The following is a 26,892-nucleotide window of genomic DNA, read 5'->3' on the forward strand; positions in this document are numbered from 1 at the left end:
GCCCGGAAGGGCGGCCGTTCCCCGCAGGAGGCGGGAATGGCTGACGCCGACAAGGTGCACGTGGTGGTCGGCGCCAGCGGCGGTACCGGTCGCGCCCTGGTGCGCGAGCTCGTGGGACGCGGCCGCCGCGTGCGTGCGGTGAACCGCAGTGGCCGGATGGCGCTGCCCCCGGGCGTGGAAGTGATGGCTGCAGATGCCACGGACGCCCGCCGCATGCAGGAGGTCTGCCGAGGCGCCGGTGTGGTCTACAACGCGGTGAACCCGCCCTTCGTGCAGTGGCGAGACGCCTTCCCGGCCGCCGTCGACGGCGTGCTCGCCGGCGCTGAGGCGGCCGACGCCCGGATGGTGTTCGTCGACGACACCTGGATGTACGGCCGCGTCACGGAGCCCATGACAGAGGACATGCCCTACCGGCCGGTGAGCTGCAAGGGCGTGCTCCGCGCGTGGCTCGCCGAGCGGGTCCTGGCGGCGCACACCAGCGGCCGGGTGCGGACCGTCATCGGGCGGGCTCCGGAGCTCTACGGCCCCGCCGTGGAGTCCGTGCTCGGTCGCAACCTGTTCGGGCCGGCTCTGGGCAAGGGACCGGTCCTCTGGGTCGGCGACATGGATCAGCCGCTCGGTCCCATGTTCATCGACGACTTCGCGCACGGGCTGGCCGACCTAGGCGAGCAGGAGGTGGCTCTCGGCAAGTCCTGGCACCTCCCGACCCCGTCACCGACCACAGCACGAGGGTTCCTCGACCTGTTGTCCGCTCAGGCGCAGCGACCACTCCACGTGCTGCGGCTGGGGGCGGCCACCGCCCGCGTCCTCGGGCTCGCTTGGCCCGTTCTCAGGGAGGGCGCCGAGATGCTCTACCAGTTCCGGCAGCCGCACAGCGTCGACGCCACCGCCTACCGCACGGCCGTCGGACCCGGCCAGGTCACCTCCTACGCCGATGGCATCGATGCAACCCTGCAGTGGTACGCGAACACCTCGAGCCGACCCCTGGCAGCGGTCGGACGATGACGACCATCCGGGCCCCGGGCATCACCCCGCCGTCCCGGAACCGGGCATGCAGGCTGCCCGAACTGGTTCGGCGCCACCCGGTCACGGCCTTGCTCCTGTGGTTCTTCACGGTCGGTCAAGCCGTCGCCTTCATCCCGGTGGTCTCTCACCTGAACGGCGTCGACGTCGCAATCACGCCGTTCGTCCTCGCCAGCAACCTCGTCGGCCTGCTGCTGCCGACCTTGCTCATCACGCACGTCACCGGTGGCGCGGTCGGCCTCCGGATGCTGTGGCGGCGCATCACCGCGGTGCGGGTCGGTCCCGGCTGGTACGCCTACGCACTCGTCGTGGTCCCGCTGACGACCGTGGGGGTCGCGGCAGCGCTCTTCGGTCTCCCCCGAGGCACCTCCCTCCCGGCGTTGGGCGCGGCGGTGGTGGTCGGCCTGCTCATTCCCACCGTCCTCGGCCTCGTGACAAGCAATCTCGGCGAGGAAGTCGCCTGGATGGGCTTCGTGCAGGCGCGCCTGCAGGACCGGCGCGGCCCGCTTGTCGCTGCCCTCCTCACCGCTCCGCTCTTTGCACTCCAGCACCTTCCCCTGGTCGTGAGCAACGCCGGCTCCGGCGCTCCCCTGCTCCTGCTCCTGCTGGTCCTGCTTGCAGTCCCGTTCCGTGCTCTCATCGGCTGGAGCTACAACCGGACCCAGAGCCTTCTCCTGGTCGGACTCGTCCACGCCAGCGGAAATGCCGTCGCCGGCGGCACCATGCTCGGGGACGGCCTGCTGCAGCGGCTCTATCCGGAGGTGAGTACCGGACCACTGCACATTTTCGCCTTCGCAGTTCTCGGCCTGCTCGTCCTGGGTGCGACCCGAGCGCGGCTGGGCCTCCCGCGCGGGCATGCACGCGGAAGAGGGCCCCGGATGCCTTGAGCGGCGGGGCGTCGACTGGTCATTCGTCAGCGTCACCAACGTCATGCCGGCGATGATCTTCCCCATCCCCAAGTCCCCTCGGACACCAGCTGATGCACACCGATCGACAGCCCTTGCACGGCTCCCCGTGGCAGGACCCATCGGTGCTCGAACTCGAGTACTTCGGCAGCCACCTCGAAGTCGGCGTCGTGGTGCACGACCGTCACCCCGTGCTCAGCCGCGAGTACCGCCGTCAACAGGTCGATGATGCCAACCGCTCGATGGCGCCCCGTGCCGGCGAGGAGGCGCTGCGCATCGAACGCCCGTTGCCAGTGGCCATCGTCGGTGGGGAGGTACTCGTACGCCGCACGGCGGTCGGCCCGCACCTGCTCGCACTCCGCCGGGCTGCGGGTGCTGTAGAGCGCCTCGGCATCCAGGCCGGCGCAGCTAGCCACCAGACCCCCGGTGATGAGGGGCTCCAATCGGTCCGCGACGGCAGTCAGCCGCATCCTGGCCGCCGCGCTGGTGTCGATGAGGAACCGGGCGATCACCGCCACGCGTCAGCCCGCTGGCGCGGATCCGCCATCGCCTCGAGTCCACCCTCCTGAAGCCAGGCCACCTGCCGGGCGCGTGCGGCTGCTTTCGCCGCTTGCCGCAGAGCGGCGCGGACCGTGTCCGACACCCCGCTGGTGTTCAGCTCGCGTTGAGCCTGCGCCAGCATGACGGGCGGCACCGGCCGGCTGGCCTGGGCCCCGGGGCCTGACGGCCGTCCCCTCGTGGGCGTGACTGCCCCCGAGCGCCCTGCGTCGGCGACGGAGGCCATGAGGGCTCAACGCCCTCGACACGGCGGGACGTCGGTGACCAGTCGCATGATGTCCCCGGACGGAGCGGCCATCGCAGCACGCCGATGGGCCCCAGGACCACGACGAGCGGTGGGGGTGACGGGCGTGCCCCTCGGGACAGCCACGCAGCAGTCGACGACCGATATCCGCGCGGTGCTCGGCGAGGACGCGGTGGCAGCGCTCGGCGAGGCCGATGCCGATGCCTTCCTCACCCGGGCCGAGCTGTGGCTACCCGACATCGCGACCGCGTTGTCGGAGCTCTACGGCGAGCGGGCACCCGACGTGCTGCAGAGGGCGCTGCGCCTCGCACTGGCGGCCGCGGGCGAGCGGCCGGAGCGGCTCCGCCGGCTCGACCGGCGCCGGGAGATCGACCCGCGCTGGTTCCAATCACCGGGCATGCAGGGCTACGTCTGCTACGTCGATCGCTTCTGCGGAACCCTCGACCGGCTGCCCGACCGGCTCGACCACCTCGCCGGCCTCGGCACCACCTACCTGCACCTCATGCCGCTGCTGCGTGCGCGCGAGGGCGAGAACGACGGCGGCTACGCCGTCGCCGACTACCGCGCCGTCGACCCGCGTCTGGGGACCATGGCCGATCTCGAGGCCGTGGCCACCGCGCTGCACGACCGTGGGATGAGCCTGTGCATCGACGTGGTCCTCAACCACACCGCACGGGAGCACGCGTGGGCACAGGGGTGGCTGGCCGGCGACCCCCGGTACGCCGGCTTCTACACGGCGTTCCCCGACCGGACGATGCCCGACGCCTTCGACGCCACCATCCCCGAGGTGTTCCCCGACCGGGCGCCGGGCTCCTTCAGCTGGGTGCCCGAGGCGCTGGGCGGCGCGGGTGCGTGGGTGTGGACCACGTTCTGGCCCTACCAGTGGGACCTCGACTACTCCAACCCCGAGGTCACCCTCGCGATGCTCGGCGAGATCACCTGGCTGGCCAACCGCGGCGTCGACGTCTTCCGGATGGACGCCGTCCCCTTTCTCTGGAAGCGGCTCGGCACGGCCTCGCAGAACCAGCCCGAGGCCCACCTGCTGCTGCAGGTGCTGCACGCGCTCACCCGGCTGGCCGCCCCGGGCGTCGTCTTCAAGGCCGAGGCGATCGTCGCCCCCGACGACCTCGTCCGGTACCTCGGCGCGCACGAGCGCGAGCGCCCCGAGTGCGAGTTGGCGTACCACAACCAGCTCATGGTGCTGCTCTGGAGCAGCCTGGCGACCGGCGACGTCCGGCTGGCCCGCCAGTCGCTCGCCCGGATGCGCCCCGTCCCGGCGTCGACGACCTGGTGCACGTACGTCCGTGGCCACGACGACATCGGGTGGGCGGTGACCGACGAGGACGCCGCCGCTGTCGGCCTCGACGGCGCCGCGCACCGTCACTTCCTCAGCGACTTCTACGCCGGCCGCTTTCCCGGCTCGTTCGCCCGCGGCGCGCTCTTCCAGGAGAACGAGGCCACCGGTGACGCACGGATCTCGGGGACCACGGCGTCGTTGTGCGGTATCGAGGACGCTCTCGCGCGGCGTGACGACGCGGCACTCGAGTCCGGGATCCGGCGCCTGGTCCTGCTGTACTCGGTCGTCTACGGCTTCGGCGGCATCCCGCTGCTGTTCTCCGGCGACGAGCTCGCGCAGCTCAACGACCACGGCTATCTCGCCGACCCCGAGCTCGCACCCGACAACCGGTGGATGCACCGCCCCACTCTGGACTGGCAGGCCGCCGCCCGGGCCGCCGACGCCGGCTCGGTCGAGGGCCGCGTGTCCGCCGCGCTGCGCCGGCTCGGGGACGTCCGCCGCTCGCTGCCGGCGCTGTCCGGCGACGTCGGCGCCGAAGTGCTCGACATCGGCAACGACTCGGTGCTGGTCTGGCGCCGCCGGCACCCCCGCCACGGCACCTTCCTCGGACTGGCCAATGTCAGCCCCGCCCCCCAGCCCGTCGACGCCGACACGGTCACCGGGCTGGGCACCTTCCGCCAGGTGCACGGCGGCGACGGTGTCCTGCCGGTCGAGCAGGGCCGCCTCGTCGTCCCGGGTCTGGGCTTCGCCTGGTTCGCCGAGGGCTGAGGACAGGACGACCCGAGACCTGAGCCGCTGCCGGATGGCGATCCGGCAGGCGCCGGCCCGGGACGGACCTGCTTGACCCACGCGCGCCCCAGCGCGACCGTTCCTGCAGGCCACTGTCCGCGAGGGGGTGCCGTCATGCAGACGCGGTTCACGGCCTTGGTCGGCTGCTCGGTCCCGGTCCAGCAGGCGCCCATGGGGGCGGTCTCGTCGCCGGACCTGGCGGTCGCGGTCGCGGACGCCGGAGGTCTGGGCAGCGTTTGTGCACTGGGTGTGCCGGCCGAGACCTTCGTCCGCCGGCTGGACGGCATGCGACGGCGGACGAGCGGCGTGCTGTCGGCCAACATCCTCCTCGAGGACACCGACGAGGAGGTCATCGCCGCAACCGCGGAGCGCGTGCGTGTGGTCGACTTCTTCTGGTTCGACCCCTCGCCGCGGCTGGTGGAGCTCGTGCACCGGGCGGGCGCCCTGGTCGGCTGGCAGGTCGGGTCGGTGGAGGAGGCGCGCGCCGCAGCGGATGCCGGATGCGACGTCGTCACCGCACAGGGCCACGAGGCGGGCGGCCACGTGCGTGGTGACCGGCCGTTGCTGCCCCTGGTGCAGGAGATCCTCGACGCGGTACCGATCCCGGTGCTCGCTGCGGGTGGCATCGCCGACGCCCCCACCCTCGCGGCGGTGATGGCCGCCGGAGCGGACGGAGCACGCATCGGGACGCGGTTCGTCGCCACGACGGAAGCGGCTGCCCACCCGGTCTACAAGCAGGCACTCGTCGACGCCACCGGCGACTGCACCGTCATCAGCAGCACGTTCAGCCGGGACTGCCCCCTCTGCGCCACCCGCCCACGTCACCGCGTCCTGCGCGTTGCCGTCGAACGCGCCCGGAACCTGGACGGCGACGTCGTCGGGACGGTGACGACAGGTGGCCGGCAGGTGGCCCTGCCGCGCGGTGCCGGCCTGCCACCCCTTGCCGCCGTCGACGGAGACGTGGCCGGCATGGCGATGTACGCGGGCGCGGGCGTGGGGGCGGTCACCGCCATCCGGCCGGCCGCCGACGTGCTCCGCGACCTGACGGCCGCTCTCGGTCCCGGCAACGTGCCCGCACGTCGCTGAACGCACACCCCGCGCCGGGACGATCGCACGAGGTCCTGGCGACCCTGGCGGACACGGGGCATCAGCGTGCTGCGCCCCGGTGTTCCCTCCCGCCCACGGGGTGGCGGCTCCTCGATCGCCCCTCCGACAGCGAGTTGAACCCCGCGGCCTTTCCGTCGGCAGGCTTCACCTGCCTCTGGCTCCGACCGGTTGGCAGGATGGCTCGAGGCCAGTGTGGCCGGGAACTGCGGCCCGAAGTCTCAGGTCCGCATGATCCGGTGGTCCGCCGTCGATGAGCATCGGCCTGGCGCCGAGTGAGCGTGTCGGCACCCTGAACGGTCCGAGCTCGGTCACCCACCGTCCGACGCGAGATCCTGGCGATCCAGCGCGCCGGCCTCGAGGAGCACGTCCAGCGCCGGTTCCAACCCGGCCAAGGCCTGTGCCACGTCCTCGGGGTGGGCGATCGTCCACGCCTGGGTGTCGACGTAGCAGCGCAGCGCCTCGTCGAACGCCTCCTCGCCGGCCGCCTTCCGGGCAGCCTCCAGCGCCGCGGCACCCTTGCTGTAGACGAGGTCCTCGTACTCGTCCTGATCGTCGAAGTCGCCCATGGACCCACCCACGTCCCCGCGGGTCCGCAGCTCCTCCTCGTGCGTGTGCGGGTCGGGCCCCAGGGACTCCGAGAAGCTGGCGAACGCCTCGTCGAGCCACGGGTCGCGGAACTGCGAATTCCCCACCATCCCGTAGAACCACATGTGCGCGACCTCGTGCAGGATCAGGTCGTAGTCGTCGCCACCGAGCACGATCGACGACGCGTACTCCTCTCCGCCGCCGTCGTCGCCGTCTCCGGTGGTCACCAGCGGCACGGTGAGGGTGTCGTAGGGGAAGGGGCCGAAGCGCTCCTCCATCCGTCGGATGGCGTCGAGGGTGTCGTCGGCGAGCTCCTCCGCCGACGTTTCCGCGCCCGGCAGCACGCCGACGGTGACTCCCGTGCTCCCCGTCTCCACGGTGGCGGTGTCGAAGTCCCCCGCCGCCACGCTGACGTCGCGGGCGACGGGCTCCCGCGACTCCCACATCCGGCGCCCGGCCTCCGCGCTGCGCGGCTCCTCCTGGTCGCCGCTCATCAGGACGACCAGGTCCTCCGGCGCGGAGACCCGGATGGTGGTGTCCGCCACCGCGGTGGTCGTCGTCTCGGCGCTGATCTCGACGAAGGGGTCCCGCGCCCAGCCGACGGCCGGCTCCCAGGCCAGCGACGGGTAGCCGCCCGCCCACCAGGTCACGTCGTCGCCGACGCCGAGCCGGTCGAAGCCGGCGGGGGTGCGGCCGGCGGTGAGGCGCAGGGTGAAGTCCAGCTCCACCGTCACGGCTTCTCCCCCGGCCACGGCGGTGTCCAGGTCCACCCGGTACAGACCGCCCGGGGTCCCGGGCGCCGCGTCGGCGTCCAGGTACTCGCCGCCGGTGACCGTGTCCCCGCGGACGTCGTCCACGCTGAGCCGGTTGCCCTCCGACTGGGGGGCGTTCGGGATGAGCCGGAACCACATCTCCTCGACCGGCAGGTCGGGGGTGAAGGTCACCGTCTCGGTGCCGGTCACCGTGCGCAGGTCGTCGTCCAGCCGGAACTCCAGGTCGATCACCGGCCGGTCCGGCGCCGGAGCGGCCCGCTCGGCCGTGGCGCAGCCGAGGACCTGCCCCCCACGCGCGGCGCCCTCCGGGGACGACGTCTCCTCCGGCGACGAGGTGCACCCGGCGAGCAGGAGGACCGCGCCGCACGCCGATGCCCACCAACGCCTCCGAGCCGGAGCGGTCGCGTCGAGCATGGTCTCTGCCCACCCAGCGGAGTCGACCGGGTCCCGCCCTCGGCGGGTTCCGTGTACGGCCAGTCCGCTGATACGGAATGTAGGGAGTCAAGCGGCCGTCGTACAGGGCCGGTACGCCACGATCGTCCAGCGGGGGTGTTGGCCCGCGGTTCCTCGTCGATGACTCGGATCGGGCGGTTCTCGAGAACGCCTGACCGGAGCCGAGCCGACGATGACGCGGTGGCGGCTGCCGTCGTCGACCTCCTCTACGACCCGCTGACCGAGGATCCGCACAGCGTCGGCAAGCCGCTACGGCTCCAGCCCGAGGGCTCGTGGTCGGTCCGGCGGCGCCAGGACCGGGTCATCTACTCCATGCACGACGAGGTGGTGGTAGGCGTTCTCCGCATCTCTCACCGCGCCGATGGATACGGCTGAGGACGTGCCGCGCCGGCGGGTGAGGTTGGGTGCCGCCCGTGAGCCACGCGGAGGCCGTGGAACGGCGCGCTCACCGTCGCCGGTCGCCTCTGGTCGCAGCGGGTTGCAGACCGACGCGTCGTCCGGTGCGCCAGGCGCTCCGGGCTGCACGGCATTCACCGGGCCGGACGGTCAGCGGGACTGCTGCACGGCCGAGAGGTGGACTGCAGAAGAGCCGCCGCCCACCGTCCGGGGGGTCGGACCCGCAGAGTCCTGGCTGCCCGCACCGGGACCAGTCGGACCAACGATCGCGAGGCGGGGTGACCCGGGGTCTGGTTCGCCCGGGGGCCTTCCTCCTGGCAGACCGCAGTGGCCTCCGACCGGACGAGACGTCAGCTCAGGACTTCCGGTCCATCAGAACCGACGCAGCTCCGACAGTCGCAACAACACCGAGCGCCACCCGGAGGTGATGCCACCGTGCCCACCTCTCGAGCAAGGATGCGGTCTCGGCGTCGGCCAGGTGCTCCGCCGTGAACCGGTGATTCATCGGCTCGTTGACCGTGATGGTGATCGCGACGACGCCCGCTGCCGCTCCCGCCGCCACGGACGCCGCCCCAGCTCGAGGGCCCTTCCCCGTCTGGACGACGGCCGACGCTGCGTTGACGGCGGCTGAGCCCGCGGCGAGAGGAATCATCAGGCTCCGGATCCGGCCGGAGTGGGCGGCGAACCAGGTGCGGAACTGTTCCGGCGGCACGCCGCGCCAGAACGGGAGGAGCACGACGTCGATGACGAGCATGCCGCCCGCCAGGAGCCCGGCCAGGACGGCTGAGACAAGAGCAAGGAAACGCGCGACCACGCCGGGCACTATCCACCCCCCGTCGCATCAGCAACAGGTTGATCCATGCGGTGTCGGTTCCCGGCCGCGGGAACCCGTGCGCGCATGTAGCGAGCCACCCCTCGGACACCCTTGCCGGGGCATCTGCCCGGCGGCACCGGATCGCGATCGCACGTCGGCCCCGCGGGGGCGCGGTCACCGCGCATCTCTCCGGCACCGCTGAGGCGGTGCTCAGTGGACGACACCTGCGGCAGTGACACGACGACTGGGGCCGGCCCCCCTTCCGACGGTGATCGTCGGCTCGAGCGCCACGAAGGACGACAGCGGTGATCGCGGCGCGCCGCCGGCCTGCGAACGGAATGGACGGAGTCCATGGCCTCTACTCCACCGTCAGTGCGCGGTGGAGGCTGTGGCTGCCCCAGACACACCGGGAGGGCCCGATGAGAATGATGCTCAGGGCGGTCATCGACACCGAGGCGGGAAACGAGGCCATCCGCAACGGGTCCGTCGCTCAGATGTTGGAGCAGTTGGTGAAGCAGCTCGATCCCGAAGCCGCCTACTTCCATGACGAGGATGGCCAACGGGCCATGACCGTGGTGTTCGACATGGCCGATCCCTCACAGATGCCGGCCATCGCCGAACCCCTGTACCTGGGCGTGAAGGCGCGGGTATCGATGGTGCCCTGCATGAACCTCGATGACGCGCACAGGGGACTCTCGCAGCTTCCTGCAGAGCTGACGTCGCCCGGCGCCTGACCGGGACGCTCCGTCGAGCAGCGGCTGCTGCCGCCAGCTGTGCAGGGTGCCCTCCGCAGGAGAACCGAACCCGGTCGGCCCGGACTGCACACCCGAGGCCTCAGCAGGTCCTGCCCCGTCTCCACGGCGCGCCCGGTACCACCGGCCGCGACCGTTCCCTACCGCGGGGCCTCGAGCTGCACCGGGGCCGGAGACGCCCGGAACTGCTCGGCGGCCGGCGGGGCGTGCGTCGGCATCATCGGACCCTCGCCCGCCGGGTCGAGCACCCCCTCCTCGAACCACGCGTATCGGCCGGAGAGGACCTTCTGGGCAGCCCTGTACTGAGCGTGGTCGTCGTTGGCCCACAGGTCGGCGAACAGCCGGTCGACCCGACGTCGGGCCTGGCCGCAGAACAGGTCCGCCAGTTCCATGGCCTCGTCCCGGCGGTCGGGCCGCTCTCGCCCGATGGTGCTCGCGTAGACGCACGCGCACGCGATCGCGTAGAGCTCGGCACCGATGTCGACGATCCGGCCGAGCAGGTGACCCTTCTGCTCGAGGCGCCCCTGGTAGCGGCTCATCGCGTAGAAGGTCGAGCGCGCGAGCTTGCGGGAGTGGCGCTCGACGTAGCGCACGTGCTTGGCCAGCTGCCCGAACTCGGAGAAGGAGCCGGGCCGCTGACCCGCTCCCACGGTCAGCGTCGGCAACCACGTGGCGTAGAAGGCCCCTGCCCTCGCGGCGGCCTTCGCCTTGTCGGCCAGACGGGAGTCGCCCAGCACCAGGTCCCCCGCCACCCTCAGGTGCTCGTCGACGGCCTCGCGGGCGATCAGCAGGTGCATGATCTCGGTGGATCCCTCGAAGATGCGGTTGATGCGCATGTCCCGCAACATCTGCTCGGCCGGCACCGGCTTCTCGCCGCGCCGGGCGAGCGACTCGGCGGTCTCGTAGGCCCGCCCTCCGCGGATCTGCACCATCTCGTCGACGGCGGTCCAGCCGAGCTCCGAGGCGTACAGCTTCGCCAGGGCGGCTTCGATCCGGATGTCGTTGCGGTGGTCATCGGCCAGGCGGCTGGACACGTCGAGCACCGCCTCGAGGCCGAATGCCGTCCCCGCCAGCCAGGCGAGCTTCTGGGCGATCGGGTCGTGCTTGCCGATGGGCTGACCCCATTGCTTCCGTTCGGCCGACCACTCGCGCGCGATCTTCAGCGAGTACTTCGTCGCCGACAGGCAGAACGCCGGCAGCGACAGGCGGCCGGTGTTCAGCGTGGTGAGCGCGATACGCAGCCCCTTGCCTTCGCCGCCGATGACGTCCTCACGGGGGACGACGACGTCGTCGAAGCGCGTCACCGAGTTCTCGATGCCCTTCAGGCCCATGAACTGGTTGCGGTGCTCGACCGTGACGCCCTCGCGGTCGCACGGGCAGAGGAACGCGGTGATACCGCCCCTGTGGCCGTCGGACTCCGGGACGACGGCCATGACCACGACCACGTCGGCGATGGCGCCGTTGGTCGCCCACAGCTTCGTGCCGTTGATCCGGTAGCCGGTGCCGTCATCCGTCGGGACCGCAGTGGTGCTCATCCGCGCCGGATCCGAGCCGACGTCCGGCTCGGTCAGCAGGAACGCCGAGATGTGGTCCCTGGCCAGCCTGGGTAGCCATTCGCGCTTCTGCTCCTCGGAGCCGAACAGGCGCAGCGGCTCGGGCAGGCCGATCGACTGGTGCGCGGAGAGCAGCGTCGAGATCGACGAGTGCCAGGTGCCGGCCATGGCCAGGGCCCTGTTGTAGTAGACCTGGCTCAGCCCGAGACCGCCGTACTCCACGGGGATCTTCATGCCGAGGGCGCCCAACTCCTTGAGGCCCTGTATGACGCTCGGGGGGATCCTCGCCTCGCGCTCGATCTGCTGTGGGTCGACATGGTCGGTGAGGAAGGCACGGAGGCGCTCGAGGAACGTCTCCCCCACCGTCACCGCGGCCGGGTCCAGCTCGGGCTGCGGGTGGATCAGGTCGAGGCGGAAGTTGCCGAGGAAGAGCTCCTTGCCGAAGGACGGCTTCGTCCACTCGGTCTCACGGCTGGCCTCGGCGACCTGCTTCGACTGCTCGTACGAGGGATGCGGCGCCATGCACCACGATCAACCCTGTGCCCTCGTGCGGCAATGGATCTCGGCGCGTCCTACGCGGCCGCCGCGCCTCACGTCCGAAGGGGTGTGCGCCTGTCGCGGATCGGCCCTCGGACACCAGCTGACGCGCGCCGATCGGGAGCCCCGCACCGGTTCCTGGTCGACCGCGCCGGCACCGGTGGACCGTTCGTGCGTCACGCCGGCGCGGAGTCGTCCTCGTCCTCCACCAGATCCTGCGGCACTCCCTCGGACGGCTTCGCGTGCCGGCTGGGATCGAGCTCCTGCGCCACCGCGGGTAGGCACGCCCACGACGCGCTGCGCTTCGGTCGTGCGTCGTCCTCGTCCCGTGCGGAAGGTGCCATGCTGACGGTCGACGGCTCCACGGTGCCCGAGACGCTCGTCGAGGTCGGTGACGGGCACCGCCTGCACGTGCAGGACTGGGGCACGGGGGACGCGCCCCCCGTGCTGTTCCTCCACGGCGGTCCCGGCGTCAGGGCCAGCGACGACTACAAGCAGTACTTCGACCCCTCGCGCCAGCGCGTCCTGTTCTGCGACCAGCGCGGCGTCGGACGCAGTGAGCCGTACGGGTCGCTGCAGGACAACACCACCGACCACCTCGTCGCGGACATCGTCCGGGTCCTCGACCACCTCGACGTGGACGACGCCGTCCTCATGGGCGGGTCCTGGGGCTCCTGCCTGGGACTGGCGTTCGCCGTGGCGCACCCCGAACGCGTCCGGGCGCTCGTGCTGTACGGATCGCTGACCGGCCGGCAGCAGGAGTCGGAGTGGCTGAACCAGGGCCGCTGGAGGACCTTCTTCCCGGAGGTGTGGCAGCGCAGAGCAGGGAGTCGGCGTACGCCTACACGACGGCGGACAGCGCCGTCATGCACCTGGACGACCGCTTCGCGCCGACGCCGTTCGCGGACGACTTCGACGCGACGCCGGCCCGCCTGCAGGCGCACTACTTCACCAACAGCCACTTCCTGCCACCGGACCACGTCCTGGACAACGCCCACCGGCTGACGATGCCGGTCTACGTCGTGCAGGGCAGGTACGACATGATCTGCCCGCCGGTGAGCGCGTACGAGCTGGTGCAGCGCCTGCCCCGTGGCGAGCTGGTCTGGGCCGTGAGCGGCCACGGGCCCGACCGCGAGAGCTGGAACCTGCTGCGCACGCTGCTGCTCGAGCTCACGCAGTAGTCCGGGGCCGGCCCGCAGCGGCCGGCGCGGCACCCTCACCCGAGACGGTGGGCCGCGGCTGCGGCCAGCGCGCCCAGGCTGTTCGTGGCCAGGTGGAGGAGGACGGGAGCCAGCAGGCTGCCGCTGCGGAGCCGCAGCCAGGCGAAGAGGATCCCGGCCGCCGCCGTGAAGGCGCAGCCCAGGAAGACGGCGGTGAACAGCCCCGCCGACCCGCCGGCCACCGTGTTGGCCGCCGCCGCGCTCAGGGTCGGGCGGATGTGCCAGATGCCGAAGAGCGCCGCCGACACCGCGACGGCCGCGCGCGGCGAGAGCAGCCGCATCAGCGCCGCCAGCAGGACGCCGCGGAAGGCCGTCTCCTCCCACACGACGGTGCCGAGCGGGATCCGGACCAGCGCCTGGTAGGCGACCTCGGCGGAGCCGGCGTCCGCGAGCCGTGCGTCCGCCAGCAGGGGGCGGACCGCCGGTACCGCGAGTCCGACCACGTACCCGGCGGCGACCACGGCGACGCACGCCCCGCCCCACCGCAGCCCGGCCCGGGCACGACGCGGGTCGAACCCCAGTTCCTGCCACGTGAGGCGGGCGAAGCGCGCTCCCGCGAGGAGCAGGCCCGTCGCCGCCAGGTTCACCGCGACGTAGGACTGCGGGTAGCCCGGCATCCGGGTGATGACGACGTTGTTCCAGGCCCCGAGGAGCACGGCGACGGAGGCGGCGAACAGGAGCCCGCCCCGGAGGCCTGCTGCGCGAGCATGCACGCGTGAGGTCTTCCCCGTCCGCGCGCCGGCTCACCTCCGTGGCCGTAGCGCTGTCCTGCGCCGCCGCGGTCATGGCCTGGGGCGAGCTCTCGGTGGGTGCGCTCCTCGCGATCGGCACCGCAGGCACCGCCGTGGTCGTCGCGGGGCTGCTCCGGCGGTCCGGCGCGGCCGCTCCGCCGGTGGGGCGGCGAGGGCTGCCGTGGCTCGCCCTCGTGATCGCCGCCCTTTCCTGGGAGCTGGTGACGCTCGCCGACGACGGGCTGCCGACGGCGAGCGATCTCGCGGACCCTCTCCTCGCCGAGCCGTTGCTGCGCGGCGCCGCCACCGTGTGCTGGCTGGCCGTCGGTGCCTGGCTGATCGGTCGCGAGCGGCGCGGGCCCCGGCGATGACGGACGGCGACCTCACGAGCTCGGCCGGCTTCCTGGGGCTGCTCCTCGTCGCTCTGGCCCTCGAGGTCTCCGCCCGCCTCGGACTCGGTCCGGCCCGAGCGAGCGAGGCCGTCCGCGCCGCGATGCGGACGACGCCCGGCCGTGCCGTCGTCCTGCTCACCTGGCTCTGGCTCGGCGTCCACTTCCTCGCCCGTTGATCCGGTTGCACCGGTCGGCCCCCGGGCGGCACTTCCCGAAGCCGGGAAGGGCCGACGCGTCGACACCGCATCGGTGACCGGACGAGTGTTCCCGGCGCGGGTGCCGCCAGGGATGGCTGGTGTCCCGTCTGCGCATCGTGCTCGTGATCCGCGGTCGGTGCGGCATGATCCGTTGCGGCCGTGCGCCGTCAGAGGGGAGCGACCTGTGCCGTGGAGGTGGTCGGCCGGACCGGCTCTGGCCCTGTTCGGCGGTGCGATCTGGACCCTCCACGCCCTGTGGTTGAGTGCTCGTCCGGAGGGCTGCGTGGGAGCGGACTGCCGTATCCCGGGGAGGTCGAACCGGCCGAGCGAGGACCTCGCCTGGCTCTTCCTCCTGTCCGTCGTGGCGCTCGCGGTGGCGGTGAGCCACCTCGCGGGCGGCCCCAAGGCCTCGGGACGGGGAGCACTTCGTGCCGGCGCTGCCCTGCTGTGGGCCGGCGCCGTGCTGCTCGCGGCGGGCATCGCCGTCAATGCCGCTCTGCCAGGGGACTCACCGCTGTGGTGGCTGCACGACACCGACTCGCTCGGCCGGCTCGTCCCGGTCGCCGGCGCCCTCCTGACGGGGGTGGGCGGAACACGGGCCGGCGGCGTGTTGCGCTGGTCGGGCTGGGCCTTGGTCGTCTCGGCCGTCGTGTCTCTCCCGTTCAACGCGCAGGACGACCGAGTGCTCCTGTCGGTCCCCCTGGGGGTGGCCTGGCTGGCCCTCGGGATCTCGTGCGCCGCGCAGGAGGAGAACCTGCAGACGGCGTGAGCAGCCGGCCGGCCGCTGCCCAAGTGCCTCCTCGGCGAGGCCGACGACTCACCTCGCCTCCAGGTGGCGCCAGGACCGCAGGGCGGGTCGAGATCACACGTACCGCAGCCGAGGCCCTTTCCTCCCTTCCACGTCCGTGGTCGACTGCGGTCCGGCGTCCCTCCCGGCGGCGCCAGCAGCCACTCTGGAGGCAGCGATGTCTTTGGATCAGGACGTAGCCGCGGCTCGTCAAGCCGTGGAAGGCCTGGAAACGGCCTGCCTCAAGGTCACGAGGCACTTCGGGGACACCGTGGACGCGCGCCGGCTGCGGCTCGACGTCGCGCGGCTGCGCGACGACCTCAACCTGCTGTGCGGTGCGCGAACCCGCACCGCGTACGACCCCGTCGCGGCCGTCTACGGGGACGGGGACGACGACGGCCTCGGCGGGTCGGGCCGCATCCGCCGGTGACCGCCACAGCGCCCCGCAGGTCCGGGGCCGTGTCCCCGGGGCACGGGAACGGGATGCCGGCACCGCGTCGTGCCGCGATCGCCGAGCGGACCTTGCGCACCGACCGGTGGTGGCTGCAGCCGCTGATCACCGTCGTGGTCCTGGTGCTGTTCATCGCGTACTCGACGTTCCGTGCCTTCCAGAACGCGTACTACTACGCCTCGCCCTACATCTCGCCGTTCTACTCGCCGTGCGTCACCACCCGGTGCGAGGGCGACAGCTTCCCGGAGCTCTTCACCGGGCCGGCCTGGATCTCCCCGGCCCTCTACATCCTCGTCCTGCCGTTGGGCATCCGGCTGACCTGCTACTACTACCGGAAGGCCTACTACCGGTCGTTCTGGCTGTCCCCGCCGGCGTGCGCGGTCGCCGAACCGCACCGCAGGTACACCGGTGAGACGCGGTTCCCGCTGATCGGGCAGAACGTGCACCGGTACTTCCTCTACGCGGCGCTGCTGTTCAACCTCATCCTCTTCTACGAGGCCTTCCGCGGGTTCCAGGACGAGACCGGCGAGTGGGGCCACATGGGCCTGGGCACGCTGATCCTGCTGGTCAACGCGGTGATGCTGTTCCTGTACTCGCTCTCGTGCCACTCCTGCCGGCACATCGTGGGTGGACGGCTGAACTCCTTCTCGAAGCACCCGTTGCGGTACAAGGCGTGGGGCCTGGTGTCGAAGCTCAACGCGCGCCACATGCAGTACGCCTGGATCTCGCTGTTCACCGTCGCCTTCGCCGACTTCTACGTCTTCCTGCTGGCCACCGGCACGATCACGGACGTGAGGTTCTTCTGATGGAGCTGGAGCAGCACGAGTACGACGTCGTCGTCGTCGGGGCGGGGGGTGCGGGTCTGCGGGCCGCCATCGAGGCCCACGGGTCCGGCGCGCGGACCGCCGTCGTCTGCAAGTCCCTGCTGGGGAAGGCGCACACGGTCATGGCCGAGGGCGGGATCGCCGCGGCCATGGCGAACCTCTACCCGGAGGACAACTGGCGGGTGCACTTCCGCGACACCATGCGCGGCGGGAAGATGCTCAACCACTGGCGGATGGCGCAGCTGCACGCGCAGGAGGCCCCCGACCGGGTCCGCGAGCTGGAGGACTGGGGCGCGCTGTTCGACCGCACGCCGGACGGGCTCATCAGCCAGCGGGATTTCGGCGGTCACCGCTACGCCCGCCTGGCCCACGTCGGCGACCGCACCGGGCTCGAGCTCATCCGCACCCTGCAGCAGCGCACCGTGGCGCTGGGCATCGACGTCTACATGGAGTGCACGGTCACCCGGCTCCTCACCGACGACAACGGCATCACCGGCGCGTTCGGGTACTGGCGGGAGTCCGGGCGGTTCGTCGCCTGGCAGGCGCCGTCGGTGGTGCTCGCCACCGGCGGGATCGGCAAGAGCTACAAGGTGACGTCGAACTCGTGGGAGTACACCGGCGACGGTCACTCGCTGGCGCTGCAGGCCGGCGCGACGCTCGTGAACATGGAGTTCGTCCAGTTCCACCCGACCGGCATGGTCTGGCCGCCGTCGGTACGCGGGATCCTCGTGACCGAGAGCGTGCGGGGGGACGGCGGCGTCCTGAAGAACTCCGCCGGCAACCGCTTCATGTTCGACTACATCCCGGACTTCTTCCGCAAGGAGACGGCGGAGACCGAGGAGGAGGCCGACCGCTGGTACGAGGACAAGAAGAACAACCGGCGCCCGCCCGAACTCCTCCCGCGCGACGAGGTGGCCCGTGCCATCAACAGCGAGGTCAAGGCCGGGCGCGGCACGCCGCACGGCGGCGTCTACCTCGACATCGCCTCGCGGCGGTCGGCCGAGTACATCCGCAAGCGGCTGCCCTCGATGTACCACCAGTTCAAGGAGCTCGCCGAGGTCGACATCACCGCCGAGGCGATGGAGGTGGGGCCGACCTGCCACTACGTCATGGGCGGTGTCGAGGTGGACCCGGACACGGAGGCCGCGCGCGTCCCGGGGCTCTTCGCGGCCGGTGAGGTCGCCGGGGGCATGCACGGGTCGAACCGGCTGGGCGGCAACTCGCTCTCGGACCTGCTGGTGTTCGGCCGGCGCGCCGGGGCGGCCGCCGCGGAGCACGCCCACCGCCGCGCGGACCGGAGCGAGCTGCCGGACGAGGTGCTGACCGACGCCGCGCGAGCGGCGCTCGCCCCGTTCGACCGGGAGGGCGGCGAAAACCCGTACACGGTGCAGCACGACCTGCAGCAGACGATGCACGACCTGGTCGGGATCATCCGTACGGCGCCCGAGATGGAGCAGGCGCTGGAGCGCATCGCGGCGCTCAAGGACCGGGTGGCGAACCTGTCGGTCGAGGGGCACCGGCAGTACAACCCGGGCTGGCACCTCGCGCTCGACCTGCCGCACATGCTCGTCGTCAGCGAGTGCATCGCGCGGGCCGCGCTCGAACGGCAGGAGAGCCGGGGCGGGCACACCCGGGACGACTTCCCGGCCGCCGACGCCGAGTGGGCGACGACCAACCTCGTCTGCTCGCGGGCACCCGACGGCTCGGTGGCGCTCACCCGGCAGCCGCTCCCGCAGATGCCCTCCGAGCTCGCCGAGATCTTCGAGGAGGTCCCGGCATGAGCTACGACGCGACCTTCCGGGTGTGGCGGGGGGACGCCGCCGGCGGTGACCTCCAGACGTTCACGGTGGCGGTGAACGAGGGCGAGGTGGTCCTCGACGTCATCCACCGGCTGCAGGCCACCCAGGCCGGTGACCTCGCCGTCCGGTGGAACTGCAAGGCCGGCAAGTGCGGGTCGTGCAGCGCCGAGATCAACGGCCGCCCGCGGCTGATGTGCATGACGCGGATGAGCACGTTCGACGAGGGCGAGCCGGTGACCGTCACCCCGATGCGGACGTTCCCCGTCATCCGTGACCTGGTCACCGACGTGTCCTTCAACTACGAGAAGGCCGCCCAGATCCCGGCGTTCGCGCCCCGGCCGCGCGAGGCGGACGGCAGCCACCGGATGCAGCAGGTCGACGTCGAACGCTCGCAGGAGTTCCGCAAGTGCATCGAGTGCTTCCTCTGCCAGGACACCTGCCACGTCATCCGCGACCACGAGGAGAACAAGCGGAGCTTCGCCGGGCCCCGCTTCCTCATCCGGCTCGCCGAGCTGGACATGCACCCGCTGGACGAGCGGGACCGCCGCGACGCCGCCCAGGACGAGTTCGGCCTCGGCTACTGCAACATCACCAAGTGCTGCAGCGAGGTCTGCCCGGAGGGCATCCACCTGACCGACAACGGCATCATCCCGCTGAAGGAGCGGGTGGTGGACCGGCGGTTCGACCCGCTCACCTGGCTGGGGTCGAAGATCGGACGACGCCCGCCGCAGTGAGCCCTCGACGATCGGCGCGGTGTGGTCAACCGGGAGGGACAGCACCCCTGCGGCAGGACGTCGTGGCCGGGCGGTCGTAGGGAGAACACCGGATGTCCCGGTCCGGTCTCCTCCCTAGCGTTCGGGATGCCGTCGAACAGGCGGCGCGAGCTCCACGAGACGCTCCCGAGCGGACAGGAGAAGGCCATGAGCGGGAAAGCCGTGATCAGCCTGAGCACCGGGCTGGAGGACAGCGAGAAGGTGACGGTCGCGTTCCTCGTCGCGGTGGGGGCCGCGGAGTCCGGGCGGCCGACCCTGATGTTCCTCACCAAGGAAGCCGTCCGGCTCGCCGTCGAGGGTGTCGCCGTCGCCGTCGCCTGCGACGGTTGCCCGCCGCTGACCGACCTCATGAAGCGCTACGAGGTCGCCGGCGGCCGGTACTACGTCTGCCCGGTCTGCCTGAACGCCAAGCGGCTCGACCAGGCGGCGCTGATCGGCGGCGCCGAGGTCCAGGGGACGGTGCCGATGTGGGCGTGGATCGGGGACGACGGCGCCACGACGTTCAGCTACTGAGCGGCTACGGTCCCGCGCGGCACACGCTGCCGGGTCGTGCGGTGGCAGCAGGGCGCGCCACCTCCCCTCCCTGCCGCCCGCCTCCCCGGTCACGATGGCGGGGTGCGGCAGGACGGTGTCCGTCCCCTGGATCGCGGGACCCCGGACCAGGCACGCCTCGTCGGGCGTACCGCCCTGACCGACGTCTCCTTCGGGGAGGCCACGATCACCCGCGAGGTGATGCAACCCGGCTGGCGGTGGTCGGACGACGTCAGACCGGTGGTCGGCACCGATCTCTGCCGGGCCGGCCACCGGCTCTACGTCGTCTCCGGACGGATGCAGGTCGTGATGGAGGACGGCGACCTCAAGGTCGGTGAGGGCGATGCCGTGGTGATCCCCCCGGGCCACGACGCCTGGACCGTGGGCGAGGACCCGTGCGAGCTCGTGGACTTCTCCCCCGACTACAGCCGCCTCATGGCGGCCGGCGACGCCTACCGGCGGAGAACCGATCCGGCACGGCAGGACGGCGGCCACCGCTGCACGCCGACGGCCGCTGCCGCCGAACTGCGGGCCGACGCCCGCGCCGGGCGGCTCGACGGTGGCGCCGTGGAGATCGTGCTCAGCGCGGTCAGCCGGAGGTCGAGGCGGGTGTGCGGACCGGCGGGCCTGACCGCGCGGGAGACCCAGGTGCTGGCGCTGATCGCCACCGGCGCATCGGCGAAGCAGGTGGCCCACCTGCTCGGCATCTCACCCAAGACCGCGGCGACGCACATCGAGCGCATCTACGTGAAGACCGCGGTCACCAGCCGTGCTGGGGCCACCCGCTTCGCCATCCACCACGGCGTCATCGACCCCGTCTGCTGAGCAAGAGCTCCCGACTCGCCGCCTCGAACGCGACCGAGCGGGCCGGTCGGACCGTCGCGGCCGTGTGCGAACCTGCTCGGCGTCGACCCTGCGCCGGTGACCGTCGAGGTCGTAGGTCTCCCGCGTCGCGGATGACACGATCACCGTGGGGGGGCGCCGACCGCTCGCCCCGCGGAACCGGCTGGTCAGTGAGGAAGGCGCCATGACGAAGGACGCAGGACGCACGATCTACATCGACGGGCAGTGGCGTCCGGCCGACGGGGGTGCGACCTTCGCCGTCACGGATCCGGCCACGGGAGAGGTCATCGGCCAGGCGGCGGACGGTGGCCGGGCCGACACCGAGGCGGCGATCGCCGCCGCCGATCGTGCGCTGCCGGGCTGGTCGGGCGCGACGGCCTACGAGCGCGCGGCCGTCCTCGCCGAGGCGGACGCGCTGATGCGGGAGCGCCGCAAGGAACTGGCTGCGCTGATGACGCGGGAACAGGGCAAGCCGCTCAAGGCCTCGATGAACGAGGTCGCGTACGCGGCGGACTTCCTGGCGTGGTTCGCCGAGGAGGCCAAGCGCATCGGCGGCGTCACGATCCCCTCGGCGCGGGCTGATCAGCGGTTCGTGACGATGCGCCAACCGGTCGGCGTGGTCGCCGCCATCACCCCGTGGAACTACCCGATCTCCATGCTGACCCGCAAGCTCGCGCCGGCCATCGCCTCCGGGTGCACGTCGGTGCTCAAGCCCGCCGACCAGACCCCGCTGTGCGCCGTCGCCACCGTGCAGCTGCTGGCCGACGCCGGCCTCCCCGCCGGGGTGGTCAACCTGATCACCACCACGCGCGCGGCCGAGGTCGGGGACGCGCTCCTGGAGTCCCCGGTGGTCCGGAAACTGACGTTCACCGGCTCCACCGCGGTCGGGAAGATGCTGGTGCAGAAGGCCGGCGCCACCCTCAAGCGGGTGTCTGTGGAGCTGGGGGGCCACGCACCGTTCATCGTCTTCCCCGACGCCGATCCCGTGCGTGCTGCCAAGGGTGCCGCGCTGGTGAAGTTCCTCAACACCGGGCAGGCGTGCATCAGCCCCAACCGCATCTACGTCCACCGCTCGATCTACGACACGTTCGTGGCGACCCTCGACCAGCGCATCGCGGCGCTGCGCGTGGGCAAGGGGGACGCCGACGGGGTGTCGATCGGGCCGCTGATCGACGATCGCGCCGTGGCCAAGATGGAGGCCCAGGTGCTCGACGCCCGCAGCAAGGGCGCCCGGGTCGTGGCCGGTGGGGAGCGGGTGCAGGTCGACGGGCTCGACGGCACGACCTTCTTCGCGCCGACGCTGCTGGCCGACGTCACGCCGGACATGCTCATCTCGTGCGAGGAGACCTTCGGGCCCATCGCCGCGGTCACGCCGTTCGACGACGAGGACGAGGTCATCGCCCGGGCGAACGACACCGAGTACGGCCTGGCGGCCTACGTCTACACCAACGACCTGTCGACGGCGATCCGGGTGACGGAGAAGCTGCGCTTCGGGATGATCGGCGTCAACGACATCAACCCGACGTCCGCAGCCGCCCCGTTCGGCGGGGTGAAAGCCAGCGGCCTGGGGCGCGAGGGCGGGTACGAGGGCATCGACGAGTACCTCGACACCAAGCTCATCGGCATCTCGGTGTGAACCGGTTCGAGCGGCCGACCGCCGCTGTGCCACGCTCCGGGTGCCGTCCTCCCGGGACCACGCGTGCCGCGCTCGTCGCCTCGCCCCGGGCGGAGACGCCCCTGCCGCCGCACGGACCAGCCGAGAGGGAGACCTGATGCAGACCGCTGAGCCAACGGAGCTGTTCGACCTGCGCATGAGCGAGGAGGCCCGGCCCCTCTACGACCGCGTCGTCCAGTTCCTGGAGGACGTGGTCGCGCCGATGCAGGAGGAGTACTTCCGGCTCGGCGCGGGACGCACCGACCCGTGGTCGTACGCGCCGGGGCAGCTCGAGGTGCTGGAGGCGGCCAAGGACAAGGCCAAGGCTGCCGGCCTGTGGAACTTCTTCCTCCCGGACTCGGAGGTCGGCGGGCTGACCAACCTCGACTACGCCTACATCGCCGTCGAGCTCGGCAAGTACCCGCTCGGCTCCGAGTCCCTCAACTGCTCGGCCCCCGACACCGGCAACATGGAGGTCCTCGAGCGCATCGGGACCCCCGAGCAGAAGGCCCGGTGGCTCGAGCCGCTCCTCAACGGCGAGATCCGCTCCGCCTACGCCATGACCGAGCCCGACGTCGCCAGTTCCGACGCCAAGAACGTGCGGCTCCGGGCGGTGCGCGACGGCGACGAGTACGTCCTCGACGGGGAGAAGTACTACATCTCCGGCGCCGGCGACCCCCGCTGCAAGATCATGATCGTGATGTGCCAGACGAATCCGGACGCGCCGGCGCACATGCAGCAGTCGCAGATCCTCGTGCCGATGGACACGCCGGGCGTCGACGTGCTGGGCCCGATGACCGTGTTCGGCCGCGACGACGCCCCGCACGGGCACATGCACATCCGGTTCACCGACGTGCGCGTGCCCGCCTCCAACATGCTCCTCGGCGAGGGCCGCGGCTTCGAGATCAGCCAGGTGCGCCTGGGGCCCGGGCGCATCCACCACTGCATGCGTGCCATCGGCCAGGGCGAGAAGGCGCTCGAACTGATGATCCGCCGGGGCAAGTTCCGGGAGGCGTTCGGCAAGCCCATCCTGGACCTCGGCAAGAACATGGAGACGGTGTCGCGGGCGCGCATCGAGCTCGATGCCTGCCGGCTCATGGTGCTGAAGGCCGCCAAGGCGATGGACGTGCTCGGCAACTCGCAGGCCCGGGTCTACGTCTCGGCGGTGAAGGCGATGGTGCCGGAGAAGGTCTGCCAGATCATCGACCAGGCCATCCAGATCCACGGCGCCACCGGGGTGTCGCAGTGGACGCCGCTGGCCGACATGTACACCAGCCAGCGCACCCTGCGCCTGGCCGACGGGCCCGACGAGGTGCACCACTTCGTCGTCGCCCGCAACGAGGCAGGTCGCTACGGGGAGCCCGCCCCCGGTCGCGCCGAGTCCCGCGGCCACGGCGTCTTCGCCGGCCCCTGAGCCAGCGGCTGCCCGGGAGCGGAGCCTCCCGGGCAGCCGGCCACGGCGTGGCGCTCCCCACTCACCGGCACACCGGTCACGGCACGGCCGCCGCCGCCGAGCGGTTCAGCGACCCAGGTGGGCCTCCTTGGGTGCGAGCCCGCGCGCCGCCTCGGCGGCCACCCGGTCCCGGTCGGCTCCGCCGGCGGCGATCACGGCCGCACCGACCAGGCCCTCGACCAGCGGCGCCGCGCTGAGCACCACCCGCGCCCGGACGTCGTCGTCCAGCAGCTCCAGCGCCGTCTCGGCCGACATGACGGCGCTGCCCAGATCCATCAGCACCACCACGCCGTCGCCGGTGTCGGCGGCCGCGATCGCCGCGGAGACGGCGACCGCGTCGGTGCCCAACCCGCCGTCGTCGGTGCCGGCGGCCACCTCGATCGCCACGGTCGAGTTCGGCAGCATCTGCCGGGCCAGCTCGACCGCGGCCTCGGCCAGCGGCCGGCTGTGCGAGACGACGACTATCCCCACCGCCGCCACGGTCAGCTCCTCGCCAGGGTGGTCGCGGCGGCCTCGACCAGCAGGACCGCCGAGGCGGCTCCCGGGTCGACGTGACCCGCGCTGCGTTCGCCCAGGTAGCTCGCCCGGCCCTTGCGGGCGACCAGCGGCGTGACCGCGTCGCGCCCCGCCGCCGCGGCGTCCGCGGCCGCGCGCAGGGCGGCGCCCAGGTCCTGCCCGGCGCCGACGGCCTCGGTGAGGGCCTCGGCCGCCGGCACCAGGGCGTCCACCATCGTCTTGTCCTGCAGCTCGGCCTTCCCGCGTGCGACGACGCCGTCGACCCCGGCCCGGAACGCGGCGGCGAACGCGGCCGGTGAGCCGTCGACCAGGGCGCCGGACATCCGGAGGAAGAGCGTCCCGTACAGCGGGCCGCTGGTGCCCCCGACCTTGCTGATCATGGTCATCGCGACCGTCTTCAGCAGCGCCGCGCCGTCGGCGGGCGGGGTCGCGTCGAGGGCGGCGACGGCCGCGGTCATCCCGCGGTGCATGTTCGTGCCGTGGTCGGCGTCGCCGATGGCCGAGTCGAGCTCGGTCAGCTCGTCCCGGTGCTCGGTGACGGCGCGGGCGTACTCGCGCACCCACGCCGCGAGCGCGTCCACGTCCACGGGGTCGGCCACGCTCAGACCCCCCACCGCAGGGCGGGGGTGTTCACCGGCGCGTCCCAGAGCCGGATCAGCTCGTCGTCGACCTTCAGCAGGGTCACCGAGCAGCCGGCCATCTCCAGGCTGGTCATGTAGGAGCCGACCAGCGAACGGGCCACCGTCACCCCGGCCTCGGCCAGCACGGCCTGCACCTCCGCGTAGACCACGTAGAGCTCGATCAGCGGCGTGCCGCCCATCCCGTTGACGAAGGCGAGCACCCCGTCCCCGCCGGTGAAGTCCAGGTCGGCGAGCACCGGCTCCAGCAGCATCTCGGCGACCTCGCGGGCCGGGGCCACCGGTACCCGGCGGCGGCCGGGCTCCCCGTGGATGCCGATGCCCAGCTCCATCTCCCCCGCGGGCAGGTCGAAGGTGGGCTTGCCGGCGGCCGGGACGGTGCAGGAGGTGAGCGCCATGCCGATGCTGCGGCCCTGCCCGTTGACCCGGCGGGCCACCTCGGCCACCTCCGCCAGCGGGCGGCCCTGCTCGGCGGCGGCACCGGCCAGCTTCTCCACCAGCACGGTGACGCCCACCCCGCGGCGGCCGGCGGTGTAGAGGCTGTCCGTGACGGCGACGTCGTCGTCGGTGACCACGGCGACCACCTCGGTGCCGGACTCGGCGGCCACCAGCTCCGCGGCCATCTCGAAGTTGATGACGTCGCCGGTGTAGTTCTTCACGATGTGCAGCACGCCGGCGCCGGCATCGACCCTCTGGGTCGCCGCGACCATCTGGTCCGGCACCGGCGAGGTGAACACCTCACCGGCGCACGCGGCGTCGAGCATGCCGAGGCCCACGAAACCGCCGTGCATCGGCTCGTGGCCGGAGCCACCTCCGGAGACCAACCCGACCTTGTCCCGCACCGGGGCGTCGCCGCGGAAGACGACGCGGTGCTCGGGGTCGATCCGCAGCTCCGGGTGGGCTGCGGCCATGCCGCGCAGCGCGTCGTCGACGACGTCTGCCGGGTCGTTGATGAGCTTCTTCATCGCGCGGCTCCTGATCGAGAGGTGGCCAGCGCACGGTAGAAGTGAGCCACGTCTCAGGGCAACGGGGGCCGGTCCGCATCGTCGTACGGGCGGCGCGCCGGACGCGACGCGGGGGCCGCTCCCGGGTGGCTCACGTGCCCGGTCTGGTGCTCCGGGTGCTCCTCACCACGCAGGTCGCCGCGGGTGGCGTGGAGGCTGGTGGCGGTGACCAGCGCGAGGATCCCCACGATCACCCCCAGCGACAGGAGGGTCGGGATCTCCGGGACACCCGGCCACACCCCGTGCGCCCAGTGGAGGACCAGCTTGGTGCCGATGAACGCGAGGATCGCGGCCAGGCCGTAGCCCAGGTGCACCAGCTTGCTGAGCGCACCGGCGAGGACGAAGTAGAGCGCGCGCAGCCCGAGGAGCGCGAAGGCGTTCGTGGCGAACACCAGGTACGGGTCGCTGGTGATGCCGTACACGGCGGGCACCGAGTCGACGGCGAAGACGACGTCCGTGGCGAGGACCGCCAGCACCACCAGCGCCATGGGGGTCGCCGCGCGGCGGCCGGCCTCCCGCACGAACAGCCGGGGACCGTGGTACTCGTCGGTGACCGGCATGAAGCGGCGGATCAGCTTGACCGTCCGCATCGAGGAGATGTCGACCTCGTTGCCGTGACCCGAGCGCTGGTCGCGCAGCACCTTCACCGCGGTGACCAGCAGGATCCCGCCGAACAGCAGGAACGCCCAGCTGAAGTTCGCCAGCACGGCCGCGCCGAGCGCGATGAAGATCCCTCGGAGGACCAGGGCGCCGACGATGCCGAAGAGCAGCACCCGCTGCTGCAGCTCCGCCGGCACGGCGAAAGCCGAGAGCAGGAGCATGAAGACGAACAGGTTGTCCACCGACAGCGACTTCTCGACCAGGTACCCGGTCAGGTACTCCAGGCCCGTCTGGGAGCCGTACTGGAGCCACACGAAGACGGCGAAGGCCAGGGGCAGCGCGACGTAGAAGATCGACCAGCCGACCGCCTCCCGCATCGACACGGCGTGCGGCCGGCGGGTGATCACGAAGTCCAGCGCCAGCAGGAGGACGACGGCGAGGAGGGTCACGGTCCAGAGGAACGGCGTCCCGATCGTCTGCAGCGCCGACACCGGCGCCTCCGGGAGTGCCGCGAACACCTCGTGATCCGGCGAGGTCGCCGTCATGCTCCGCTCCGTTCTGCCGTGTCCTCGCGCGTCCGGCGACAGGAAGAGGCGGGTGCGCGGCGGCACCGCCGTTAGGACGCCCGCCACGGCCTACCCACCGCAGCCGGACCCATCCCGGGGTCCGCCCGTCGTCACCGGACCGAAACAT

At 72.0% G+C, this 26,892-nt stretch carries 28 protein-coding genes; 19 read left to right on the top strand and 9 right to left on the bottom strand.

Annotated features, from left to right (window positions below; genetic code table 11):
* The first annotated feature begins 36 nt into the window (after window positions 1-36).
* Both ACI792_RS05750 and ACI792_RS05755 read left to right on the top strand, forming a co-directional pair.
* Entirely contained in the window at window positions 37-1,005 is a 969-nt protein-coding gene (locus ACI792_RS05750) for an NAD-dependent epimerase/dehydratase family protein (protein ID WP_456601739.1), read from the top strand.
* Window positions 1,002-1,910, top strand: a complete 909-nt coding sequence (locus ACI792_RS05755) for a CPBP family intramembrane glutamic endopeptidase (RefSeq protein WP_456601740.1) — start codon at window positions 1,002-1,004, stop codon at window positions 1,908-1,910. The genes ACI792_RS05750 and ACI792_RS05755 overlap by 4 nt, the downstream gene beginning before the upstream one ends.
* Window positions 1,911-1,951: 41 nt before the next feature.
* On the opposite strand, the gene ACI792_RS05760 is transcribed toward ACI792_RS05755, so the two are convergent.
* Window positions 1,952-2,446, bottom strand: a complete 495-nt coding sequence (locus tag ACI792_RS05760; RefSeq protein WP_456601741.1) for a PIN domain-containing protein — start codon at window positions 2,444-2,446, stop codon at window positions 1,952-1,954.
* Window positions 2,447-2,836: 390 nt separating this feature from the next.
* On the opposite strand from ACI792_RS05760, the gene ACI792_RS05765 reads away from it, so the two are divergent.
* Together ACI792_RS05765 and ACI792_RS05770 are read left to right on the top strand one after the other, a co-directional pair.
* The gene (locus ACI792_RS05765; protein WP_456601742.1) at window positions 2,837-4,795 is read left to right on the top strand and encodes an alpha-amylase family protein; all 1,959 of its coding nucleotides are present in this window, start codon (window positions 2,837-2,839) and stop codon (window positions 4,793-4,795) included.
* Between the two features lie 135 nt (window positions 4,796-4,930).
* Entirely contained in the window at window positions 4,931-5,902 is a 972-nt protein-coding gene (locus ACI792_RS05770) for an NAD(P)H-dependent flavin oxidoreductase (RefSeq protein ID WP_456601743.1), read from the top strand.
* Between the two features lie 329 nt (window positions 5,903-6,231).
* On the opposite strand, the gene ACI792_RS05775 is transcribed toward ACI792_RS05770, so the two are convergent.
* Complete coding sequence (locus ACI792_RS05775; protein WP_456601744.1) at window positions 6,232-7,512, bottom strand: M1 family aminopeptidase; 1,281 nt, start codon at window positions 7,510-7,512, stop codon at window positions 6,232-6,234.
* 402 nt (window positions 7,513-7,914) lie between these two features.
* Between ACI792_RS05775 and ACI792_RS05780 the strand changes: the two genes are divergently transcribed.
* Complete coding sequence (locus tag ACI792_RS05780; RefSeq protein WP_456601745.1) at window positions 7,915-8,109, top strand: type II toxin-antitoxin system RelE family toxin; 195 nt, start codon at window positions 7,915-7,917, stop codon at window positions 8,107-8,109.
* A gap of 376 nt (window positions 8,110-8,485) precedes the next feature.
* On the opposite strand, the gene ACI792_RS05785 is transcribed toward ACI792_RS05780, so the two are convergent.
* On the bottom strand, window positions 8,486-8,944 hold the full coding sequence (locus ACI792_RS05785; RefSeq protein WP_456601746.1) for an anthrone oxygenase family protein: 459 nt from the start codon (window positions 8,942-8,944) through the stop codon (window positions 8,486-8,488).
* A gap of 419 nt (window positions 8,945-9,363) precedes the next feature.
* Here ACI792_RS05785 and ACI792_RS05790 point away from each other — a divergent pair, with 419 nt between their 5' ends.
* Window positions 9,364-9,678 (top strand): hypothetical protein, encoded by a 315-nt coding sequence (locus ACI792_RS05790; protein WP_456601747.1) that lies wholly within the window; start codon window positions 9,364-9,366, stop codon window positions 9,676-9,678.
* 158 nt (window positions 9,679-9,836) lie between these two features.
* On the opposite strand, the gene ACI792_RS05795 is transcribed toward ACI792_RS05790, so the two are convergent.
* Window positions 9,837-11,771, bottom strand: coding sequence for an acyl-CoA dehydrogenase family protein (locus tag ACI792_RS05795; RefSeq protein ID WP_456601748.1), 1,935 nt, complete (start codon window positions 11,769-11,771; stop codon window positions 9,837-9,839).
* A gap of 357 nt (window positions 11,772-12,128) precedes the next feature.
* Here ACI792_RS05795 and ACI792_RS05800 point away from each other — a divergent pair, with 357 nt between their 5' ends.
* Both ACI792_RS05800 and ACI792_RS05805 read left to right on the top strand, forming a co-directional pair.
* Window positions 12,129-12,791 (top strand): alpha/beta fold hydrolase, encoded by a 663-nt coding sequence (locus ACI792_RS05800; RefSeq protein WP_456601749.1) that lies wholly within the window; start codon window positions 12,129-12,131, stop codon window positions 12,789-12,791.
* A 2-nt stretch (window positions 12,792-12,793) separates the two neighbouring features.
* Window positions 12,794-12,967: a hypothetical protein gene (locus ACI792_RS05805; RefSeq protein ID WP_456601750.1), complete on the top strand. Its 174-nt coding sequence runs from the start codon at window positions 12,794-12,796 to the stop codon at window positions 12,965-12,967.
* A 35-nt stretch (window positions 12,968-13,002) separates the two neighbouring features.
* On the opposite strand, the gene ACI792_RS05810 is transcribed toward ACI792_RS05805, so the two are convergent.
* Window positions 13,003-13,719: a CPBP family intramembrane glutamic endopeptidase gene (locus ACI792_RS05810; protein ID WP_456601751.1), complete on the bottom strand. Its 717-nt coding sequence runs from the start codon at window positions 13,717-13,719 to the stop codon at window positions 13,003-13,005.
* A 2-nt stretch (window positions 13,720-13,721) separates the two neighbouring features.
* Here ACI792_RS05810 and ACI792_RS05815 point away from each other — a divergent pair, with 2 nt between their 5' ends.
* From ACI792_RS05815 to ACI792_RS05865, 11 genes are all read left to right on the top strand, one after another.
* Entirely contained in the window at window positions 13,722-14,108 is a 387-nt protein-coding gene (locus tag ACI792_RS05815; protein ID WP_456601752.1) for a hypothetical protein, read from the top strand.
* Window positions 14,105-14,305, top strand: a complete 201-nt coding sequence (locus ACI792_RS05820) for a DUF6186 family protein (RefSeq protein WP_456601753.1) — start codon at window positions 14,105-14,107, stop codon at window positions 14,303-14,305. The genes ACI792_RS05815 and ACI792_RS05820 overlap by 4 nt, the downstream gene beginning before the upstream one ends.
* A gap of 382 nt (window positions 14,306-14,687) precedes the next feature.
* The gene (locus ACI792_RS05825; protein WP_456601754.1) at window positions 14,688-15,095 is read left to right on the top strand and encodes a hypothetical protein; all 408 of its coding nucleotides are present in this window, start codon (window positions 14,688-14,690) and stop codon (window positions 15,093-15,095) included.
* Window positions 15,096-15,330: 235 nt separating this feature from the next.
* The gene (locus tag ACI792_RS05830; protein ID WP_456601755.1) at window positions 15,331-15,543 is read left to right on the top strand and encodes a hypothetical protein; all 213 of its coding nucleotides are present in this window, start codon (window positions 15,331-15,333) and stop codon (window positions 15,541-15,543) included.
* A 53-nt stretch (window positions 15,544-15,596) separates the two neighbouring features.
* Window positions 15,597-16,370 carry a hypothetical protein gene (locus ACI792_RS05835; protein WP_456601756.1) on the top strand — a complete coding sequence of 258 codons (774 nt, stop codon included), beginning with the start codon at window positions 15,597-15,599 and terminating at the stop codon, window positions 16,368-16,370.
* Complete coding sequence (locus ACI792_RS05840; RefSeq protein ID WP_456601757.1) at window positions 16,370-18,169, top strand: fumarate reductase/succinate dehydrogenase flavoprotein subunit; 1,800 nt, start codon at window positions 16,370-16,372, stop codon at window positions 18,167-18,169. The genes ACI792_RS05835 and ACI792_RS05840 overlap by 1 nt, the downstream gene beginning before the upstream one ends.
* Complete coding sequence (locus ACI792_RS05845; protein ID WP_456601758.1) at window positions 18,166-18,921, top strand: succinate dehydrogenase/fumarate reductase iron-sulfur subunit; 756 nt, start codon at window positions 18,166-18,168, stop codon at window positions 18,919-18,921. Before ACI792_RS05840 ends, ACI792_RS05845 begins: the two co-directional genes overlap by 4 nt.
* 186 nt (window positions 18,922-19,107) lie before the next feature.
* Window positions 19,108-19,473, top strand: a complete 366-nt coding sequence (locus ACI792_RS05850) for a peroxiredoxin (RefSeq protein ID WP_456601759.1) — start codon at window positions 19,108-19,110, stop codon at window positions 19,471-19,473.
* A 102-nt stretch (window positions 19,474-19,575) separates the two neighbouring features.
* The gene (locus ACI792_RS05855; protein ID WP_456601760.1) at window positions 19,576-20,316 is read left to right on the top strand and encodes a LuxR C-terminal-related transcriptional regulator; all 741 of its coding nucleotides are present in this window, start codon (window positions 19,576-19,578) and stop codon (window positions 20,314-20,316) included.
* Window positions 20,317-20,518: 202 nt separating this feature from the next.
* Window positions 20,519-21,970, top strand: coding sequence for an NAD-dependent succinate-semialdehyde dehydrogenase (locus ACI792_RS05860; RefSeq protein ID WP_456601761.1), 1,452 nt, complete (start codon window positions 20,519-20,521; stop codon window positions 21,968-21,970).
* A 136-nt stretch (window positions 21,971-22,106) separates the two neighbouring features.
* Window positions 22,107-23,402 (top strand): acyl-CoA dehydrogenase family protein, encoded by a 1,296-nt coding sequence (locus ACI792_RS05865; protein ID WP_456601762.1) that lies wholly within the window; start codon window positions 22,107-22,109, stop codon window positions 23,400-23,402.
* A 105-nt stretch (window positions 23,403-23,507) separates the two neighbouring features.
* Here ACI792_RS05865 and dhaM read toward each other — a convergent pair whose 3' ends face one another.
* Genes dhaM through ACI792_RS05885 form a run of 4 tightly spaced genes read right to left on the bottom strand, consistent with a single transcriptional unit; the run spans window position 23,508 to window position 26,744 of the window.
* A complete protein-coding gene (dhaM, locus tag ACI792_RS05870; protein ID WP_456601763.1) occupies window positions 23,508-23,921 on the bottom strand; it encodes a dihydroxyacetone kinase phosphoryl donor subunit DhaM in 414 nt (137 codons plus the stop codon).
* A 2-nt stretch (window positions 23,922-23,923) separates the two neighbouring features.
* Window positions 23,924-24,556: a dihydroxyacetone kinase subunit DhaL gene (gene dhaL, locus ACI792_RS05875; RefSeq protein WP_456601764.1), complete on the bottom strand. Its 633-nt coding sequence runs from the start codon at window positions 24,554-24,556 to the stop codon at window positions 23,924-23,926.
* 2 nt (window positions 24,557-24,558) lie between these two features.
* Window positions 24,559-25,560 carry a dihydroxyacetone kinase subunit DhaK gene (gene dhaK / locus ACI792_RS05880; RefSeq protein WP_456601765.1) on the bottom strand — a complete coding sequence of 334 codons (1,002 nt, stop codon included), beginning with the start codon at window positions 25,558-25,560 and terminating at the stop codon, window positions 24,559-24,561.
* 53 nt (window positions 25,561-25,613) lie between these two features.
* Window positions 25,614-26,744, bottom strand: coding sequence for a TerC family protein (locus ACI792_RS05885; RefSeq protein ID WP_456601766.1), 1,131 nt, complete (start codon window positions 26,742-26,744; stop codon window positions 25,614-25,616).
* Between the last annotated feature and the right edge of the window lie 148 nt (window positions 26,745-26,892).

The organism is Blastococcus sp. SYSU DS0669 (assembly GCF_054050895.1).

What these genes read in the sequence shown, in the direction of transcription:
- ACI792_RS05750 (WP_456601739.1), top strand. Translation starts at nt 37, where the DNA reads ATGGCTGACGCCGACAAGGTGCACGTGGTGGTCGGCGCCAGCGGCGGT.
- ACI792_RS05755 (WP_456601740.1), top strand. Translation starts at nt 1,002, where the DNA reads ATGACGACCATCCGGGCCCCGGGCATCACCCCGCCGTCCCGGAACCGG.
- ACI792_RS05770 (WP_456601743.1), top strand. Translation starts at nt 4,931, where the DNA reads ATGCAGACGCGGTTCACGGCCTTGGTCGGCTGCTCGGTCCCGGTCCAG.
- ACI792_RS05790 (WP_456601747.1), top strand. Translation starts at nt 9,364, where the DNA reads ATGAGAATGATGCTCAGGGCGGTCATCGACACCGAGGCGGGAAACGAG.
- ACI792_RS05795 (WP_456601748.1), bottom strand. Translation starts at nt 11,771, where the DNA reads ATGGCGCCGCATCCCTCGTACGAGCAGTCGAAGCAGGTCGCCGAGGCC.
- ACI792_RS05800 (WP_456601749.1), top strand. Translation starts at nt 12,129, where the DNA reads ATGCTGACGGTCGACGGCTCCACGGTGCCCGAGACGCTCGTCGAGGTC.
- ACI792_RS05805 (WP_456601750.1), top strand. Translation starts at nt 12,794, where the DNA reads ATGCCGGTCTACGTCGTGCAGGGCAGGTACGACATGATCTGCCCGCCG.
- ACI792_RS05820 (WP_456601753.1), top strand. Translation starts at nt 14,105, where the DNA reads ATGACGGACGGCGACCTCACGAGCTCGGCCGGCTTCCTGGGGCTGCTC.
- ACI792_RS05835 (WP_456601756.1), top strand. Translation starts at nt 15,597, where the DNA reads ATGCCGGCACCGCGTCGTGCCGCGATCGCCGAGCGGACCTTGCGCACC.
- ACI792_RS05840 (WP_456601757.1), top strand. Translation starts at nt 16,370, where the DNA reads ATGGAGCTGGAGCAGCACGAGTACGACGTCGTCGTCGTCGGGGCGGGG.
- ACI792_RS05845 (WP_456601758.1), top strand. Translation starts at nt 18,166, where the DNA reads ATGAGCTACGACGCGACCTTCCGGGTGTGGCGGGGGGACGCCGCCGGC.
- ACI792_RS05850 (WP_456601759.1), top strand. Translation starts at nt 19,108, where the DNA reads ATGAGCGGGAAAGCCGTGATCAGCCTGAGCACCGGGCTGGAGGACAGC.
- ACI792_RS05860 (WP_456601761.1), top strand. Translation starts at nt 20,519, where the DNA reads ATGACGAAGGACGCAGGACGCACGATCTACATCGACGGGCAGTGGCGT.
- ACI792_RS05865 (WP_456601762.1), top strand. Translation starts at nt 22,107, where the DNA reads ATGCAGACCGCTGAGCCAACGGAGCTGTTCGACCTGCGCATGAGCGAG.
- dhaK (WP_456601765.1), bottom strand. Translation starts at nt 25,560, where the DNA reads ATGAAGAAGCTCATCAACGACCCGGCAGACGTCGTCGACGACGCGCTG.
- ACI792_RS05885 (WP_456601766.1), bottom strand. Translation starts at nt 26,744, where the DNA reads ATGACGGCGACCTCGCCGGATCACGAGGTGTTCGCGGCACTCCCGGAG.